This window comes from Methyloceanibacter sp., assembly GCF_051306395.1.
GTDB lineage: Bacteria > Pseudomonadota > Alphaproteobacteria > Rhizobiales > Methyloligellaceae > Methyloceanibacter.
Genome location: NZ_JBPPND010000046.1, coordinates 1 through 16,962, shown reverse-complemented (window position 1 = coordinate 16,962; position 16,962 = coordinate 1). Strand labels below are relative to the sequence as shown.

At 65.0% G+C, this 16,962-nt stretch carries 14 protein-coding genes and 1 pseudogene; 8 read left to right on the top strand and 7 right to left on the bottom strand.

The window, feature by feature from the left end:
- Positions 1 to 223: 223 nt before the first annotated feature.
- The 3 genes and pseudogenes from ACSLE4_RS03345 to ACSLE4_RS03335 form a co-directional block, all read left to right on the top strand.
- A pseudogene (locus tag ACSLE4_RS03345) lies at positions 224 to 2,593 on the top strand (DNA translocase FtsK 4TM domain-containing protein); the annotation flags it as partial.
- A gap of 106 nt (positions 2,594 to 2,699) precedes the next feature.
- The gene (locus tag ACSLE4_RS03340) at positions 2,700 to 3,542 is read left to right on the top strand and encodes an outer-membrane lipoprotein carrier protein LolA (protein WP_435903071.1); all 843 of its coding nucleotides are present in this window, start codon (positions 2,700 to 2,702) and stop codon (positions 3,540 to 3,542) included.
- A gap of 359 nt (positions 3,543 to 3,901) precedes the next feature.
- Entirely contained in the window at positions 3,902 to 4,723 is an 822-nt protein-coding gene (locus tag ACSLE4_RS03335; protein ID WP_435903070.1) for an exodeoxyribonuclease III, read from the top strand.
- 23 nt (positions 4,724 to 4,746) lie between these two features.
- Here ACSLE4_RS03335 and ACSLE4_RS03330 read toward each other — a convergent pair whose 3' ends face one another.
- A complete protein-coding gene (locus tag ACSLE4_RS03330) occupies positions 4,747 to 5,433 on the bottom strand; it encodes a response regulator transcription factor (RefSeq protein ID WP_435903069.1) in 687 nt (228 codons plus the stop codon).
- A gap of 114 nt (positions 5,434 to 5,547) precedes the next feature.
- Between ACSLE4_RS03330 and ACSLE4_RS03325 the strand changes: the two genes are divergently transcribed.
- Positions 5,548 to 6,081, top strand: coding sequence for a L,D-transpeptidase family protein (locus tag ACSLE4_RS03325; RefSeq protein ID WP_435903068.1), 534 nt, complete (start codon positions 5,548 to 5,550; stop codon positions 6,079 to 6,081).
- Here ACSLE4_RS03325 and ACSLE4_RS03320 read toward each other — a convergent pair.
- Positions 6,078 to 6,773, bottom strand: a complete 696-nt coding sequence (locus tag ACSLE4_RS03320; RefSeq protein ID WP_435903067.1) for a YggS family pyridoxal phosphate-dependent enzyme — start codon at positions 6,771 to 6,773, stop codon at positions 6,078 to 6,080. The genes ACSLE4_RS03325 and ACSLE4_RS03320 overlap by 4 nt on opposite strands.
- A gap of 131 nt (positions 6,774 to 6,904) precedes the next feature.
- On the opposite strand from ACSLE4_RS03320, the gene leuS reads away from it, so the two are divergent.
- Genes leuS through pyrE form a run of 4 tightly spaced genes read left to right on the top strand, consistent with a single transcriptional unit; the run spans position 6,905 to position 11,703 of the window.
- Complete coding sequence (gene leuS / locus ACSLE4_RS03315) at positions 6,905 to 9,517, top strand: leucine--tRNA ligase (protein WP_435903066.1); 2,613 nt, start codon at positions 6,905 to 6,907, stop codon at positions 9,515 to 9,517.
- The gene (locus ACSLE4_RS03310; protein ID WP_435903065.1) at positions 9,504 to 10,031 is read left to right on the top strand and encodes a hypothetical protein; all 528 of its coding nucleotides are present in this window, start codon (positions 9,504 to 9,506) and stop codon (positions 10,029 to 10,031) included. The genes leuS and ACSLE4_RS03310 overlap by 14 nt, the downstream gene beginning before the upstream one ends.
- A 50-nt stretch (positions 10,032 to 10,081) precedes the next feature.
- Positions 10,082 to 11,083, top strand: a complete 1,002-nt coding sequence (gene holA / locus ACSLE4_RS03305; protein ID WP_435903064.1) for a DNA polymerase III subunit delta — start codon at positions 10,082 to 10,084, stop codon at positions 11,081 to 11,083.
- Positions 11,084 to 11,136: 53 nt separating this feature from the next.
- The gene (gene pyrE, locus ACSLE4_RS03300) at positions 11,137 to 11,703 is read left to right on the top strand and encodes an orotate phosphoribosyltransferase (protein WP_435903063.1); all 567 of its coding nucleotides are present in this window, start codon (positions 11,137 to 11,139) and stop codon (positions 11,701 to 11,703) included.
- A 2-nt stretch (positions 11,704 to 11,705) separates the two neighbouring features.
- Here the strand turns inward: pyrE and ACSLE4_RS03295 are convergent, their stop codons facing one another.
- The 5 genes from ACSLE4_RS03295 to ACSLE4_RS03275 all read right to left on the bottom strand — a co-directional run.
- A complete protein-coding gene (locus ACSLE4_RS03295; protein WP_435903062.1) occupies positions 11,706 to 12,572 on the bottom strand; it encodes a ParB/RepB/Spo0J family partition protein in 867 nt (288 codons plus the stop codon).
- A gap of 45 nt (positions 12,573 to 12,617) precedes the next feature.
- A complete protein-coding gene (locus ACSLE4_RS03290; RefSeq protein WP_435903061.1) occupies positions 12,618 to 13,421 on the bottom strand; it encodes a ParA family protein in 804 nt (267 codons plus the stop codon).
- Complete coding sequence (rsmG, locus tag ACSLE4_RS03285; RefSeq protein WP_435903060.1) at positions 13,418 to 14,083, bottom strand: 16S rRNA (guanine(527)-N(7))-methyltransferase RsmG; 666 nt, start codon at positions 14,081 to 14,083, stop codon at positions 13,418 to 13,420. Before rsmG ends, ACSLE4_RS03290 begins: the two co-directional genes overlap by 4 nt.
- Complete coding sequence (gene mnmG / locus ACSLE4_RS03280) at positions 14,080 to 15,960, bottom strand: tRNA uridine-5-carboxymethylaminomethyl(34) synthesis enzyme MnmG (RefSeq protein ID WP_435903059.1); 1,881 nt, start codon at positions 15,958 to 15,960, stop codon at positions 14,080 to 14,082. The genes rsmG and mnmG overlap by 4 nt, the downstream gene beginning before the upstream one ends.
- Before the next feature lie 87 nt (positions 15,961 to 16,047).
- Positions 16,048 to 16,962, bottom strand: a 915-nt coding sequence (locus ACSLE4_RS03275) for a tRNA modification GTPase (protein ID WP_435903058.1), incomplete at its 5' end; no start/stop codon positions are given.

Here is a 16,962-nt window from a genome sequence, read left to right as displayed (position 1 = left end):
CTATCTCACGAAGCCGTTAGTCCGCCAGGCCGACCCCGGCCGGGATTTTATTCGGGCCGCGCTCGTGCATGACGCGGAGACAACGCGGGAGGCTTAGCGCGCATCGTCGCCACACTGGGTTAGAGGGATGGCATCAAGAGGTAGAGCAAAGGCACAGCGGCGGCTTCTTCCCAGCGCCGTGGAGACCGGCTTGCGCCGGCTGATTTTCGGCACGTATGGCTTCGTTCTGATCGCGGGCGCTTGCGCCGTGTGGGTGAGCCTAGCGACCTGGTCGGTGCACGACCCGAGCCTCAACAACGCGACCCGGGTCGTCCCCCGCAACCTGCTGGGAAGCTGGGGCGCGATCACCGCCGATGTCGGTATCCAGTCGCTCGGGCTTGCCGCGATCTTTCTGTTCCTGCCACTGGCCGCCTGGGGCTGGCATCTCGTTGCCCGCACCGTCCCCAACCGCCGCAAGTGGCGGCTGCTCGCCTGGCCCGCCTCCGCGCTCCTGCTTGGCGCGGCGTTCGCCGCCCTGCCCCAGCCCAAGAGCTGGCCGCTGCCCAACGGCCTTGGCGGCATTCTCGGCGACTTCATCATGGCCGGCGCACATATCATCGGCCCGTTCCTGCCGGAGGCCGCCGTCGCCTTCGTCGCCGGGCTGGCATTCTTCATCATAGGCTTCTGGCTGCTCCTGTTCGCTTGCGGCACGAGTACGTCGCGGCTGATCGCGTTGTGGGCTCCGCGCTCCGCCGCCGCCAGCGAATGGGCCAATGCCTGGCTCGGCGCGGGCATGCATTTTGGCATGCACACGCTCGCGGTAACGCGCCGCTTGTTCCGGCGCAAGCCGCGGGCCGAAGGGTTCGACGCAGACTACGAGGAGGACGAAGAGGATTGGGAGGAGCCCCAGCCCGTGGTCGATGCACATGGCCGCATCGAGCCGTCCTTCGGCCCCGCGCCTCTCGTCGACTATGACGACGAGGACGAGGATTACGACGACGAGGACGATCCGGACTACCGGATCACGCGTCTCGAGCAGAAGGACAAGAAGCGGAAGAAGCGGCATACGAGCATTCATTCCGAGTATTCCGACACGCCTTACGATCCACCGGGCCTCAGACTTCTCCAGGCACAGCCGCGCTCGGCCCGCGGCAAAAGCGTGAGCGATGAGGTCTTGCAGGAGAATGCGCGCGAGCTCGAAGGGGTGCTTCAGGACTTCGGCGTAAAGGGCGAGATCACCAATGTACGCCCCGGTCCCGTGGTCACGCTGTACGAGCTCGAGCCGGCGCCCGGCACCAAATCCTCGCGCGTCATCGGTTTGGCCGACGACATCGCCCGGTCCATGAGCGCGATTGCCGCGCGCGTCGCCGTGGTGCCAGGCCGCAATGCCATCGGTATCGAACTGCCGAATGACCGGCGCGAGATGGTGATGCTGCGCGAGATGTTCGAGTCGTCCGACTTCCAGGACACGGACGCGCGGCTGGCGCTGTCGCTCGGCAAGACGATCGGCGGCGAGCCGATGATCGCCGACCTGTCGCGCATGCCTCACCTTCTGATTGCCGGTACCACGGGCTCGGGCAAGTCGGTCGGGATCAACACAATGATCCTGTCGCTGCTCTACCGGCTGTCGCCTGAGCAGTGCAAATTCATCATGATCGATCCGAAGATGCTGGAACTGTCGGTTTACGACGGAATTCCGCATCTTCTGGCACCGGTGGTGACCGACCCGAAAAAGGCCGTGGTCGCGCTGAAATGGACCGTGCGCGAGATGGAAGAGCGCTACAAGCGCATGTCCAAGCTCGGCGTGCGCGACATCAAGGGCTACAACTCCCGCGTCCTGCAAGCCGAAGCCAAAGGCGAGATGCTGACCCGTACGGTGCAGACCGGCTTCGACCGCGAGACCGGCCGCGCCATCTACGAGCAAGAGGAGATGGACTACGAGGCCATGCCCTACATCGTCGTGATCGTCGACGAGATGGCCGACCTCATGATGGTGGCGGGCAAGGATATCGAGGCGGCGGTGCAGCGGCTGGCGCAGATGGCGCGCGCGGCCGGCATCCATCTGATCACCGCGACCCAGCGTCCGAGCGTCGACGTGATCACCGGCACGATCAAAGCGAATTTCCCCACGCGCGTGAGCTTCCAGGTCACCTCGAAGATCGACAGCCGCACCATTCTCGGCGAGCAAGGCGCCGAACAACTGCTCGGCCAGGGCGACATGCTCTATATGGCGGGCGGCGGGCGGATCATCCGCGTGCATGGGCCCTTCGTGTCTGACGATGAGGTCGAGAAGGTGGTGCGCCATCTCAAGCGGCAGGGCGTGCCGGCCTATCTCGACGCGGTCACCGATGAGGCGGAGAACGAGGACGACGACGAGGGCGGCCCGTCCGAATACGGCGACAGCGGCGACGAGCTCTATGACCAGGCCGTGGCCGTGGTTCTGCGCGACCGGAAGGTCTCCACGAGCTACATTCAGCGGCGGCTCGGGATCGGCTATAATCGCGCGGCGACCTTGATCGAGCGCATGGAGAACGAGGAGCTGATCGGTCCCGCCAATCATGCCGGTAAGCGCGAGATTCTGGTGGGTGACGACGAGGCCGCAGCGCCTTATTAGGGCGTTTGACTTCCGCCGCCAAGAAGTTGACCAGATTTGACGGAATCATCTATCGAATGTCTCAAAGCTTGCGTCCACGCCCCAGCTGGACGCGACGAGAGGGTTTATGACAATCCGCAGTGCCGCCAGGGTCTTCGCGAGTCTGCCAATCGCCCTGAGCCTGACCGCCGGACTGGCCTTTGCCCAGGACGGCTCGACGACCGTGCCCAAATCGCCGATAACCGGAGGAAATGCCGAGCAGGGCGGCGGTGCGCCCGAGAGTGCGCTGCGCCCGTCGATCGGCCAGGACGTGGTGCCGCCGGACAATGCCGCGCCCGTCGAAGAGATCACGCCGGCCGCGATCGATGAGGGGGCGAGCTGGGAGGCGGCGGTCGAGGCGACGGACGCGCCCACGCCGCTCATCGGCGCGGATCAGGCGGAAGCGGTCAACCGCATCAACGCCTATTTCAACGGCATCACCAATCTGCAAGGCCATTTCGAACAGGTCGATCCAAACAGCAAGCGCACGTCTGGCCGCTTCTACGTGCAGCGGCCCGGTAAAATCCGCTTCGACTACGCACCGCCGAGCGCGCTGCGCATCCTGGCCGACGGGAACTCCCTGGCGATCGAAGACTCGGCCCTCAAGACCGTGGAGAAGTATCCGATCAAATCGACACCGTTCCGGCTGCTGCTGACCGACACCGTCGATCTTGGCCGCGACGCGCGCATCGTCGGCGTCGAGCGGCAGGACGGAACACTTGCCATTTCACTGGAAGACCGCGGGGGCGAGGCCGCCGGGCGGATCAAACTCTATTTCAATGCGAGCCCGGAGCTCGAATTGAAGGAGTGGGTGATCACCGACGCTCAAGGCCTGACGACCCGGGTCACCGTCAACAATATTGTCGCCGGGCGACGCGTGGCGACTGGATGGTTCGACTCCAAGGACTTTAGCCAGTCTCCCTTCCGCTAGGGTCATGGCTACAAATCCTAAGTGAATCAGTCTTTTAAGGTTGGCCGCTAAGGCCGTTTACATCTTGTTAAATTTTCCAGGCGACGGGCGTTGAAATCGCCCGGCGATCTACATATCTGTTGCTTCAGAAGCGGACTACATCGATTTCATCGGTAGTGCCCCCCGTCTAGCCGAAGATGTAGTTCGCTCGTGCCGGCTTCCCTCCCGGCACGCGCGCGAAAAACGCGCTTCTGGCGTCCAACCCTGCGCAGCGGTTGGACGCCTTTTTCTTTTCCGGCTCTGTTGAATGTCTGCATAACCAGCGCCTGCCCGCGTGCCGCCCTTGCCCCTGCGCGCCGAACGCCATACCAGCTGTCACAATGCGTCTTCGGATCGCCACCTGGAACATCAACTCGGTCAGGCTCAGGCTCGACCTGGTGGAGCGCTTCGTGCGGGCCGAGAAGCCCGACGTGCTCTGCCTGCAAGAGATCAAGTGCCAGGAGGATCAGTTTCCCCGCGCGGCACTCGAGGCGCTGGGCTTTCCCCATATCGCGGTCTGCGGCCAGAAGGGCTATCACGGCGTGGCGACGCTCTCGCGCATCCCTTTCAAGCGCGCCGACCGCCGCGACCTTTGCGGGCGGGGGCAGGCGCGGCATTTGGCCGTGGCGCTCGACGGCGCGGCGCCGGGCCGGAAGCCCGTTGTCCTGCATAACCTCTACGTGCCGGCCGGCGGCGACGTCCCCGACCCCGCGGTCAACGACAAGTTCCAGCACAAGCTCGATTTCCTCGACGCCATGACCGCCTGGTTCGACGGCCATCGCACCAAGGGCAAGAACCGCATGATCCTGGTCGGCGACCTCAACGTGGCTCCGCTGCCGACCGATGTCTGGTCCCACAAGCAGCTCCTCAAAGTGGTGAGCCACACGCCCCCGGAGACCGGCCGGCTGGAGCAGGTGCGGGCCGCTCATGACTGGATCGACGTGATGCGACGTCATGTCTCGCCCGAACAAAAGCTGTTCACTTGGTGGAGCTACCGCAACCGCGACTGGCGCGCCTCGAACCGCGGGCGGCGGCTCGACCATGTCTGGGCCACCCCGGCGCTCGACGGGGCGGCAGTCTCCATGCGCGTGCTCGACGAGACGCGTGACTGGCCGCGCACCTCCGACCACGTGCCGGTTATCGCCGATTTCGAGATCGATTGACCGCCTCATGATGAGGCCTTGGTCTAAGGGACGAGCTTGTAGCCGCCGGTCTCAGTGATGAGGAGTTCGGCTTGCGAGGGGTCTTTCTCGATCTTCTGGCGCAGCCGGTAGATGTGCGTCTCGAGCGTATGGGTCGTGACGCCGGCGTTGTAGCCCCACACCTCATGCAGTAGCACGTCGCGCGTCACCACGCGCTCGCCGGCACGATAGAGATACTTCAAGATCGAGGTCTCTTTCTCGGTGAGCCTGATCTTGCTGCCGCCGGCGTCGAGGAGCAGCTTCGCCGCCGGCTTGAAGGTGTACGGGCCGATGGTGAAGACGGCGTCTTCGCTTTGCTCATGCTGCCGAAGCTGCGCGCGGATACGAGCCAGCAGAACGCCGAGACGGAAGGGTTTGGTTACATAGTCGTTCGCTCCGGACTCCAAGCCGAGGATGGTATCGGCATCGGAAGCCTGAGCCGTGAGCATAACCACAGGCCCCTTGAACCCGCTGCGCCGCAGAAGCTTGCAAGCCTCCCGGCCATCGAGATCGGGCAGACCGACATCGAGCAGAACCAGGTCCACATGACCGTTGCGGGCAAGCTTCAGTCCCTCTTGCGCGGTGGACGCCAGCTCCGTGTCGAACTCCTCGTGAAGCGAAAGCTGCTCGCTCAAAGACTCGCGAAGCTCGTCGTCATCGTCGATGATGAGGATCCTGCGCGCGTTGCTCATCGGCCCGTCCTTGCTGGGGTTCCCAAAGACTGTGCTCCGGAGGGTTGTAAGGGGGCGGTGGCCCGGCGACAAGCATGTCGACCCCGTGACACCGGCCAAAAAGAGCCATGAACCATGAGAGTTAGGCGATCAAGGCCCATCGTTGTGCGCCGCGCGCCAGGGCGCTCTTGTCAGGCGCGGGTCCAGCTGGGCACGAGCGTACGGAAAGCCGCCATCGGCCGAGGAAGCGTGAAACCTCTCAAGCGCGAGGGCGACGGCGGCACGCCGCTCGGGCGCTTTCCCGTCCGCCTCGTCCTCTACCGCTCCGACCGAATCCCGCGGCCGCGTACATCGCTGCCGGTGCGGGCGATCCGCCCCGAGGACGGCTGGTGCGACGACCCGATGGACCGAAACTACAACCGGCTGGTGCGGTTGCCCTCGAAACGGAGCGCCGAGGGGCTGATGCGGGACGACAGGCTTTACGACCTTATTCTCGTGCTCGGCTACAACGACCGGCCGCGTATCCGGGGAAAGGGCAGCGCCATCTTCGTGCATCTGGCCCGGGACGGTTACACGCCGACGGAAGGCTGCGTGGCGCTTTCGCGGCGTGATCTCTTGGCGGTCCTTGCCGAGATCAAGAGCGGCACGACCGTCCTCATCACGCGTTAGTCGAGAAGCACACGCGTACCGAAGATGGCGGTGCCGACGCGCACATAGGTGGCGCCGAAAGCGATGGCCTTCTCGAAGTCGCCGCTCATTCCCATGCTCAGCTCGTCGAGCCCGATCTCTTGGGCAAGCTTGGCGAGAAGCGCGAAATGCATCGACGGCTCCTCGTCGAACGGCGGAATGCACATGAGCCCGTCGATGGCGAGACCGAACGTGTCTCGGCAGAGCGCTACGAAGTCGGCTGTCTCTTCGGGCGCGATCCCAGCCTTTTGCGGCTCCTCGCCGATATTGACCTGAACGAAGAGGCGCGGACGCACTCCCGTACGCTCCATCTCCTCGGCGAGGGTGCGGGCAAGTTTCGGCCGGTCGAGCGTCTCGATGACGTCGAATAGGGCGACGGCCTCTTTCACCTTGTTCGTCTGAAGCGGCCCGATGAGATGAAGCTCGAGGTCCGAATGCAGCGCCTTCAGCGCGGGCCATTTGGCTTGTGCCTCCTGCACGCGGTTCTCGCCGAAGACGCGCTGACCCGCTTCGATGGCGTCCTCGACGACAGCGGCGGGCATCGTCTTAGTCACGGCGACGAGCTCGACCGTGCTTGGCTTCCGGCCGGCGGCTTCCGCCGCGAGCACGATCTCTTCCTTCACCAGACGGAGGCGCTCCGGAATCTCGGCGGCGGAGTGGCTTTCAGAGCTCATGCAAGGTACCTAGCAAACATCTTCGGGTCCGTGGCGGCCTGCGGCAACGCGCGATTTCGGCACAACTTGACCGTTTCGGGCATTTGGGTTCGATTGCCGCGCCGAATCGATGTGAGGAATGGATAAGACAGATGGCCGCGGACCGCTACGACGCGCCGACACGCGAAAGGCATTGGCAGCAGGCGTGGGAGGCCAAGAGCCTCTTCGAGGCCAGCGAGGACGACCAGCGGCCGAAATACTACGTTCTTGAGATGTTCCCGTACCCGTCCGGCCGCATCCATATGGGGCACGTGCGGAACTACACGATGGGCGACGTCGTCGCCCGCTACATGCGGGCCCGGGGCCATAACGTGCTCCACCCCATGGGCTGGGACGCCTTTGGCTTGCCCGCGGAAAACGCCGCCATCGAGCGTGGCGTGCACCCGGCCAAATGGACCTACGACAACATCGCCACCATGCGGGGCCAGCTGAAGAGCATGGGGCTGTCGCTCGACTGGTCGCGCGAGCTCGCGACTTGCGATCTTGAATACTACCACCAGCAGCAAAAGCTCTTCCTGGACATGCTCGCGGCCGGGCTCGTCGACCGCAGGACGCGCAAGGTGAATTGGGACCCAGTGGACAAGACGGTCCTCGCCAACGAGCAGGTGATCGACGGACGCGGCTGGCGCTCGGGCGCGTTGGTCGAGCAACGCGAGCAGCCGGAGTGGGTGTTCAAGATCACCGACTATGCGCAAGACTTGCTCGACGCGCTTCAGGCGTTGGACCGCTGGCCCGAGAAGGTGCGCCTGATGCAGGCGAATTGGATCGGTCGCTCGGAAGGTCTGCTTGTCCGCTTCGAGACAGTCGCAGGCACTGCACCAGAAGACTTCGCGACCATCGAGGTGTTCACCACGCGTCCCGACACGCTGTTCGGCGCCGCGTTCATGGCTATCGCGCCGGACCATTCGCTGGCGCAGGCCATCGCATCCACGAACGCGGACGCGCAAGCCTTCATCGACGAGTGTCATCATCACGGTACCAGTGCCGCGGAACTCGAGACGCAGGAGAAGAAGGGATTCGACACCGGCGTGCGCGTGGCGCACCCCGCGATCGAGGGTGTCGAGCTTCCCGTCTACATCGCTAACTTTATCCTGATGGAGTACGGCACCGGCGCCATCTTCGGCTGTCCCGCGCACGATCAACGGGACCTCGAATTCGCGCGTGCTTACGACCGTCCGGTGACGCCCGTGGTGCTGCCGCCGGGAGAAGATCCCAAGACGTTCGAGATCGGCGCTGAGGCCTATACAGGCGACGGCGTGATGACAAACTCCGACTTTCTCGACGGGCTCGCCGTGGCCGACGCGAAGATCGCCATGGCGGATCGCTTGGCGGCGCGCACCGTCGACGGGGCGCCGCAAGGGGTGCGGAAAACCGAGTTTCGCTTGCGGGATTGGGGCATTTCCCGGCAGCGCTATTGGGGCTGTCCGATCCCCATGATCCATTGCGAGGCTTGCGGCATAGTGCCGGTGCCGGCGGACGATCTCCCCGTGAAGCTCCCCGACGACGTCAGTTTCGACGTGCCAGGCAATCCGCTCGACCATCATCCCACGTGGAAGACCGTCGCCTGCCCGAAATGCGGCGGCTCTGCGCGGCGCGAGACCGACACGATGGATACGTTCGTCGACTCGTCGTGGTACTTCGCGCGCTTTTGCTCGCCGCGCGCTTCCGTGCCGACCGACACGAACGCCGTCGGCTATTGGCTGCCGATCGACCAATATATCGGCGGCGTGGAGCACGCCATCTTGCATCTTCTGTATTCGCGTTTCTTCACGCGCGCGATGCACAAGACAAAGCACGTTGCAATCGATGAGCCTTTTCGCGGTCTGTTCACGCAAGGCATGGTCACGCATGAGACCTACAAGGACGGGGAGGGCAAGTGGCTCCTCCCCGAAGAGGTCACCTTGCGCGACGGCAAGGCGGTGCAGGTGAAGACCGGCGCGCCGGTCACGGTCGGCGCAGTCGAGTCCATGTCGAAGTCGAAGAAGAACGTGGTCGATCCCGACACCATCATCGCCGCCTACGGGGCCGATACCGCGCGCTGGTTCATGCTGTCCGACACGCCGCCGGAGCGCGACATCGAATGGACCGCCGGCGGCGTGGAAGGTGCGCACCGCTTTCTCCAACGCATTTGGCGGCTGGTGGGCGAGGCGGCGGCGAAAGGCGCCGCGCCGGGAACGCAAGCGTGCGCGGAGATTGGCGCCGAGGCGGAGGCGCTGCGCCGGGCCGCGCATAAGGCCGTGGCCGGCGTGACCGGGGCTATCGAGAAGCTGCGCTTCAACACGGCGGTGGCCCAGATCTATGAGCTGGCCAACGCTCTCTCGACCGCGTTGCAGGCCTCGACGAAGCAACCTGGGGCTGATCTGAAGTTCGCGTTGCGGGAGTCCGCCGAGCTCTTGGCGCGAATCGCGGCCCCCATGGTCCCGCACCTGGCGGAGGAATGCTGGGCGCTCCTTGGAAATGAAGGGCTCGTGGACGAACAGCCCTGGCCGGAGGCGGATTCGGCCCTTTTGACGGAGGATACGGTGACCATCGCCGTCCAGGTGAACGGCAAGAGGCGAGACGAATTGACGATTGCGCGAGACGCCTCGAAGGAAGATATTGAAGCTGCGGCGCTGGGGCTCGAAAATGTGGCCCGCGCCATAGGGGGACGGAAGATCAAGAAGGTCGTGATCGTGCCGCAGAGGATCGTCAATGTGGTGGCGTAATCCTGCTTTTGCGCTGGTGGCTTGCGCCGGACTGGCTGGGCTTGGCTTGGCGGGATGCGGATTCCAGCCGCTTTACGGCTCGAATTCCACCACCGCTAGCGGCGCCAAGCTGTCGGAAACCATGGCGGCCGTCGATGTCCAGCCGATCCCCGGTCGCGTCGGCCAGAAGGTGCGCAACGAGCTGATCTTTGCGAACACGGGCGGCGGCGTTGCACCGCCTCAAAAATTCAAGCTCAGGATCGCCATCCGCGAACAGGTCATCAATCAGCTCGTGCGGATCTCGGGTGACGCCAAAGGTCAGGTTTACCAGCTCGAGGCGAACTTCAAGCTGATCGACGCCTCGAGCGGCGCGATCATCCATCAGGGATCGGCCGTGTCGCGCGCGCCTTACAACCGCTACCAAGAGATCTTCGCCAACGTGCGCGCTCGCTATGACGCGGAAAACCGAGTTGCCGAGACCGTGTCGGAGAGCATCAAGACGCAATTCGCGGCCTTCCTCGCCAGCTCGGCTTGAGCGTCGCGGGGCTCCGCCTGACCTGAACCCTTCGCGCGGATCGAGCCGTCATGGTCGCCCATAAAGCCTCGGCCGTTCCGCGCTTCCTGAAATCTCCCGACCCCAACTGCCGCGTCGTGCTCCTCTATGGGCCGGACGCGGGCCTTGTGTCCGAACGCGCCGCGGCGCTGACGCGAACCCTGGCGCGCCGGCAGGGAGCCGACGCCGAGGTTATCCGACTCGACGATCGCGACTTCGCCGAGGACCCGGCCCGGCTCGACGTCGAGCTGCGCACCCAGCCCATGTTCGCCAGCGCCAAGGTGGTGCGGGTCACGGCCGGAAGCCGGCTTGATGTCTCCTCGTTGAAGGCACTGCTGGCCGAGCCATCGGACAATGCGCTGATCGTCGAGGCGGGCAATCTCCGGCCCGATTCGGGCTTGCGCAAACTGTTCGAGAAGCTCCCCGATGCGGCGGCGCTACCCTGCTATGCGGATGAGCGCGACTTGGCCGCCGTGATCGATGCGGAGCTTGCCGAGGCCGGTCTTGCCATCGACCGCGAGACGAAAACCTATCTGATGAGCCGGCTCGGCGCCGACCAGGCCATGTCGCGCACCGAGGTCGCCAAGCTTGCGCTCTACGCCCAAGGCGGCGGCAGGATCACCCATGACGACATCGCAGCCGTCGTAGGCGACGCGGCGGAGATCGCGCTTGAGAATTTCGTCTATGCGGCGAGCGGCGGCGAAGCCAAGGACGCACTGCGCGAATTGCAGCGGCTTGCCGCGGCCGGCACGGATCGCGCCGCGGCGCTGTCCGCGCTCGCCCGGCATTTCACCCGGCTCCACCAGGTGGCGTCGCGCGAGGGTAATCTCGACGAGGCAGTCCGGACTTTGCGGCCGCCGCTCCACTACAAGCGCCGGGACGCCTTCGCAGCCCATTGCCGGAAATGGGGCGCGAAACGGCTCGCAAGTGCGCTGCCCTTGATCCAGGAAACGATCAGGCGATCTCGCCGCTCACCCGATCTCGATAGCGCGTTCGCCGAACGGCTCCTGCTGACGTTGACATCGAAAGTTTGACGCCCTGGGCACGCGTTCTTATGCATGTCCGGCTTTGGCCCCAAGGAGTTGAGATGGACCAGGACGCCGCCACGTTCGAGCGCCGTAACAAGCTTTTCATGCTGCTGCGCGAGCGCGCGTTCCGGCGTGGGCGTGTGGTGCTCGCTTCCGGCAAGGAAAGCGATTTCTATTTCGACATGAAGCCGGCAATGCTCGACCCCGACGGCGCCGATCTCATGGCGGACTTAATTCTTGTGGAACTTCAAGGGGTTACAGCTGATGCGGTGGGCGGCATTGAGATGGGCGCGGTACCGCTTATTGCCCCGGTGGCGATGAAGAGTCCGGCTCATGGCCGCTACCTGCCGGGCTTCTTCGTTCGCAAAGCGGTCAAGGATCACGGCACCCAAAAGCGCGTCGACGGCAACGACATCAAAGGCAAGTCCGTGGTGATCCTCGAGGACGTAACCACGACCGGCGGCTCGGCCATGGACGCGGTCAAGGCGGTCGAAGACGCAGGCGCCAAGGTCACGCTGGTCATCTCGATCCTCGATCGGGGCGAGGGCGCGGCGGCGCTTTATGCGGAAGCGGGCGTGCCGTTCAAATCGCTGTTCAAGGCTGAAGAGTTTCTGAGCGACGGCTAAGGTCAGCGCGGCCGGCGCATGAGCCTGGTGCGGATATCCTCGAACTGATCGAAGCTCGTATAGCGGATGCGAAGCTCGCCCCGCTCGCCGCGTCCGGATTTGATCTCGACCTTGAGGCCAAGGGCGTCGTGCAACTCCGACTCCGCCGCGCGCGTGTTGGCATCCTTGCCGGCCGCCTTCTTGCGCTTCGGCTTTTCGCTTTCCTCTTGGGCTAGCGCCTCCACCTGGCGCACCGTTAACCCTTCCTTAACGATGCGGGCTGCGATCGCGGCGGCGTCGGGGTGTCCAATCAGGGCGCGCGCATGGCCGGCGCTGAGCCCGCCTTGCCGCACCAAGTCCTGGACCGACTTCGGCAGCTTGAGCAGGCGAAGAGTGTTGGCGAGGTGACTGCGGCTCTTGCCGATCACCTTGGCGAGATCCTCTTGCGTATAGCCGTGGCCCTGCATCAAGGCGTGATAGCCCTCGCCCTCCTCAATGGCGTTCAGGTCCTCGCGCTGGACGTTCTCGATGATGGCGATCTCGATCGCTTCCTGGTCGGAGAGCGTCCGGATGACGACCGGCACCTCGTGCAGGTTCGCGCGCTGCGCCGCGCGCCAACGCCGCTCGCCGGCGACGATCTCGAAGCGGTCCCCGCCAGCCAGAGGCCGAACCACCAGGGGCTGGACGAGACCGCGCTCGCGGATCGAGGCGGCAAGCTCGTCGAGTTGCGTGTCCGAGAAATCCCGTCGCGGATTAAAGCGGCTGGCCTTCAACGCCGAGAGCGGCACGGTTTGCTGGTCGTTGGCCCGGCCTTCCGCCTCCTCGGCGCCCTCGCCGATGAGCGATGCCAGGCTCCGACCCAAGCGTTTCTTCTGTGCGCTGACAGCCATCGTCTTATCTCCAGTGTTGGGCCGCCGAGGGCCGGGCCTTCCGCATCATGCCGCCCGTATCCGGCGCTCGCGTTCGATCACCTCGGAGGCGAGCTGGATATAGGCTTGGCTGCCGGAGCATTTGTAATCGTAAAGGAGCACCGGCTTGCCGTGAGACGGCGATTCCGCGACGCGCACATTGCGCGGAATGACCGTGGTGTAGACCTTCTCGCCGAGCACCGCGCGCACGTCCTCCACCACCTGGTCCGAGAGGCTGGTGCGCTGGTCGTACATGGTGAGCACGACGCCGTGGATGCGGAGCTTGGGATTGAGGCGAACCCGGATCTCCTCGACCGTGCTCAGGAGCTGGGCCAGGCCTTCGAGCGCGAAGAACTCGCATTGTAGCGGCACGAGGACCGCGTCCGCCGCCGCCAACGCGTTCAGGGTGAGCAGGTTAAGCGACGGCGGGCAGTCGATGAGAACATAGGTCGTTCTTTCGTCCACGCTTTCAGATGCGGTCAGCTCCGCGAGGCAATCCCGAAAGCGATAGTGCTTGCCGCTCGCGTTCCCAGCCTCCCTCTCGAAGGACATGAGGTCGATCGTGGCCGGCACGATGGAGAGCCGAGGCACATGGGTGGCGACCTTGGCCTCGATGATCGTGGCGTCGCCGGTGAGGACATCGAAAGTCGAGCGCTGGCGCTGTTCGATGCCGAGCCCGGTGGAGGCGTTGCCTTGCGGGTCGAGATCGATGATCAGCACGCGCTCGCCGACGGCGGCCAGCGCCGTGCCGAGATTGATCGCAGTGGTGGTCTTGCCGACGCCGCCCTTCTGATTGGCAAGCGCAAGGACGCGGGTGGCGGCGCGGCTCATGATGCCCTCCGCCGCAAGCCGGTCAGTTCGACGATGCGGGCATGCTCGTCGGTCAGACTGGGATGCAGGCGAAACTCGAAATCCCACCCGGCTTGCGCGGCCTCGATCTCGGCCTCTGTCTCGCGACCTTTCAGGAACAGCCCCCTGGTTCCTTCCCCGACGAACGGTTCTGCGAGCTCTAATAGGCGGGGCAGCGGCGCGAGCGCCCGCGCGCTGACCACATCCGGTCTTAGGCTTTGAGCTTTTTCGGGAAGGTCTTCAATACGCATGGCGTGGATGTCCACAGGGGTCTGGGTGGCGCGGGCGACCTCGGCGAGGAAGGCGCATTTCTTGCGGTTAGATTCGACCATATGCATGCGGAAATCCGGCACTTGGGCTTGCAGGAGGGCAATGACGAGCCCGGGGAAACCTGCGCCCGAACCAAGATCGAGCCAGAGTCGGGCGTCCGGCGCAAGACTACGCAATTGCGCCGAGTCGGCAAAGTGGCGCGACCAGACCGCCGGCAGGGTCGAGGGCGCGACCAAGTTGATCGATCGCTGCCAATGCGCCAGCAGGTCCGCATAGCGGCGCAGGCCCAGAATTGTTTCATGTGGAACATTAAAGGCTTCGGCGAACGATTCAGGACCCTCGATGAGGGTGAGTCCCTTATGCCGCGCGCTCATGCGCTTTTCGCCGCCGCGCCCTTCTTCAAATGCGCAAGGAGCAGCATCAGCGCCGCGGGCGTCATGCCATCGAGGCGCGCGGCTTGGCCGAGGCTCGCCGGCTTGTGGCGAGCGAGCTTCTGGCGAATCTCGTTAGAGAGGCCCGGCAGGGCATCGAAGGAGAAGCCGTCAGGAATGGCGATCGCCTCGTCCTTGCGGAAGGCGGCGACGTCCATCTCCTGGCGGGCGATGTAGACGGCGTAGCGCGCATCGACCGCGAGCTGGTTCGCGATCCTCTCATCGAGCGCGCCGATCTCGGGCCAGATCTGAGCAAGGCGGGCGAGGCCGATCTCGGGATAGCTGAGAAGGTCGAAAGCACTGCGCTTGCGGCCGTCGCGATTGATGGTGAGCCCGGCTCTCGCCGCCTCGTCGGGCGTAAGCGTGAGACTGCGTAGCAGCACGGCGCCCGCTTCGAGCATCGCCCTCTTGGCTTCGAACGCGGCGCGGCGCGCCTCACCCACGCAGCCGGCAGCAAGCCCCAGCGGCGTGAGGCGCTGGTCGGCATTATCGGCGCGGAGCATGAGCCGGTACTCGGCGCGGCTCGTGAACATGCGGTAGGGCTCGGTCACGCCGCGGGTGACCAGATCGTCGATCATCACGCCGAGATAGCCGTCGGCGCGGGTCACGGCGAAATGGTCCTTCGCGCCGGACGCCACCAGGGCCCCATTGATACCGGCGATCAGCCCCTGCCCGGCCGCCTCCTCGTAGCCCGTGGTGCCGTTGATCTGGCCCGCCAAGAACAGCCGCCCGACGGCCTTGGTCTCCAGGCTCGGATGGAGCTCCCGCGGATCCACATAGTCGTATTCGATCGCGTAGCCCGGACGCTTCACTCGCGCATTCTCGAGCCCCGGAATGGTCTTGAGGAAGGCATGCTGTACGTCTTCGGGCAGCGAGGTGGAGATGCCGTTGGGATAGACCGTGTCGTCGTCGAGCCCCTCCGGCTCCAAAAAGATCTGATGGCTGCCGCGCTCCTTGAAGCGGACGACCTTGTCTTCGATGGACGGGCAATAGCGCGGGCCGACGCTGCCGATGGCGCCGGAATAGATCGGCGCGCGGGAGAGATTGCTCTCGATGATGGCGTGGGTCGCTTCGGTCGTGTGTGTGATGTGGCAAGGCACCTGAGGCGTCGCGATGGCCTCGGTGAGGAAGGAGAACGGCACTGGTGGCACATCGCCCTGCTGCTCCTGGAGCCGCTCCCAGGCGATCGTGGTGCCGTCGAGGCGCGGCGGCGTGCCCGTCTTGAGACGTCCCATGCGGAGCCCCAAGCCGTAGAGCCGCTCGGACAGACCGAGCGCCGGCGCCTCGCCCATGCGGCCCGCCGGGATCTTGGTCTCGCCGATATGGATGAGGCCGTTGAGGAAGGTGCCGGTGGTGAGCACCACGGCACCGGCGCTGAAGCGGCGGCCGTCGGTCGTCACGACGCCCGTCACGTCATCCCCATCGACGATCAGGTCCTCGACCGCTGCCTCGATGACCTCGAGATTCGCGGTCGCCGAGATCGCCGCTTGCATAGCCTGCCGGTAGAGCTTGCGGTCGGCTTGGGCGCGGGGGCCTTGCACGGCCGGGCCCTTCGACTTGTTGAGCACGCGGAACTGGATGCCCGCGGCGTCGGCCACGCGGCCCATAAGCCCGTCGAGCGCATCGATCTCTCGCACCAGGTGCCCCTTACCGAGACCGCCAATGGCCGGGTTGCAGGACATCTCGCCGATGGTGTCGAAGCGGTGGGTGACGAGCGCGGTCCGGGCGCCAAGGCGCGCGGACGCCGCGGCGGCCTCGCAGCCTGCATGTCCGCCTCCGATGACGATGACGTCGAAGCCCTTGCTAAAGTCCTTGCTCATGGCCGGTAAGTAGTCGGTCCCGCACGCCCCGTCAAAGCCCTGAACCGCCACTGTTTCACGTGAATCAATTGAGGCGCGAAGAGGCTCCTACTTGCCGATGCAGAACTCGGCGAAGATGGCGCCCAGCACCTCTTCCACGTCGATGAGGCCGGTGAGACGCCCCAAATGGCGGGCGGCGATGCGGAGCTCCTCTGCTTGGAGCTCTGGCGAAAGATCATGGTTAACAAAACGTTGCAAAGCGTCCCGGGATGACACGAGCTCGGTCCGGTGGCGGGTGCGGGTCAGCGGTATGTGGCCAAATCCGGCACTTTCGGCGCTTGCGAGCGCCGCCAGCCGGGCGATCAGCGCATCGAGCCCGGCGCCAGTTTTGGCCGAGAGAACCAGTGGGTTCTTTACGGCGCTATTGTGCGCCCGCGGCGCACCGAGATCGGATTTATTGAGGGCAAATATGACGTCCTTGGCTGCAAGGGGCGCCGGCGGCTCCCAGATCGGATTCATCGCATCGATCACCCAGAGGACGAGATCCGCATCTTCGGCGCGGGCGAGCGCCCGGCGGATGCCTTCCGACTCGATCGCCCCTGTCCCCGGCCTTATCCCCGCGGTGTCGGCGAGGATAACCGGCAGCCCGCCGAGATCGAGATGGACCTCGATGACGTCGCGGGTCGTGCCCGCCTCCTCCGACACGATGGCCGCGTCGCGCTTGGCGAGCGCATTCAGCAGCGACGACTTGCCGGCATTGGGCGGACCGGCGATCACCACGCGCAAGCCGTCGCGCAGACGCTCGCCGCTGCGGTCGGCGAGATGCTGCTGGATGGATCGAAGCAGGGGCACGACGATGGCGCTCGCCTTGACGCCGACATCGACGGCAATTTCCGCCTCGTCGGCGAAGTCGAGCCCCGCCTCCATCAGCGCTTGCGCCTTCAAGAGCTCGGCGCGCCAGCCTTCGTAAAGACGCCGCAACGATCCTTCGGACTGCGCCAGCGCCTGACGCCGCTGCGCCTC

Coding starts and splice junctions, on each gene's coding strand:
- ACSLE4_RS03340 (WP_435903071.1), top strand. CDS start 2,700: ATGACAATCCGCAGTGCCGCCAGGGTCTTCGCGAGTCTGCCAATCGCC.
- ACSLE4_RS03290 (WP_435903061.1), bottom strand. CDS start 13,421: ATGAGCCGCGCCGCCACCCGCGTCCTTGCGCTTGCCAATCAGAAGGGC.
- pyrE (WP_435903063.1), top strand. CDS start 11,137: ATGGACCAGGACGCCGCCACGTTCGAGCGCCGTAACAAGCTTTTCATG.
- ACSLE4_RS03320 (WP_435903067.1), bottom strand. CDS start 6,773: ATGAGCTCTGAAAGCCACTCCGCCGCCGAGATTCCGGAGCGCCTCCGT.
- mnmG (WP_435903059.1), bottom strand. CDS start 15,960: ATGAGCAAGGACTTTAGCAAGGGCTTCGACGTCATCGTCATCGGAGGC.
- ACSLE4_RS03330 (WP_435903069.1), bottom strand. CDS start 5,433: ATGAGCAACGCGCGCAGGATCCTCATCATCGACGATGACGACGAGCTT.
- leuS (WP_435903066.1), top strand. CDS start 6,905: ATGGCCGCGGACCGCTACGACGCGCCGACACGCGAAAGGCATTGGCAG.
- ACSLE4_RS03335 (WP_435903070.1), top strand. CDS start 3,902: ATGCGTCTTCGGATCGCCACCTGGAACATCAACTCGGTCAGGCTCAGG.
- holA (WP_435903064.1), top strand. CDS start 10,082: ATGGTCGCCCATAAAGCCTCGGCCGTTCCGCGCTTCCTGAAATCTCCC.
- rsmG (WP_435903060.1), bottom strand. CDS start 14,083: ATGAGCGCGCGGCATAAGGGACTCACCCTCATCGAGGGTCCTGAATCG.
- ACSLE4_RS03310 (WP_435903065.1), top strand. CDS start 9,504: ATGTGGTGGCGTAATCCTGCTTTTGCGCTGGTGGCTTGCGCCGGACTG.
- ACSLE4_RS03325 (WP_435903068.1), top strand. CDS start 5,548: ATGAGAGTTAGGCGATCAAGGCCCATCGTTGTGCGCCGCGCGCCAGGG.
- ACSLE4_RS03295 (WP_435903062.1), bottom strand. CDS start 12,572: ATGGCTGTCAGCGCACAGAAGAAACGCTTGGGTCGGAGCCTGGCATCG.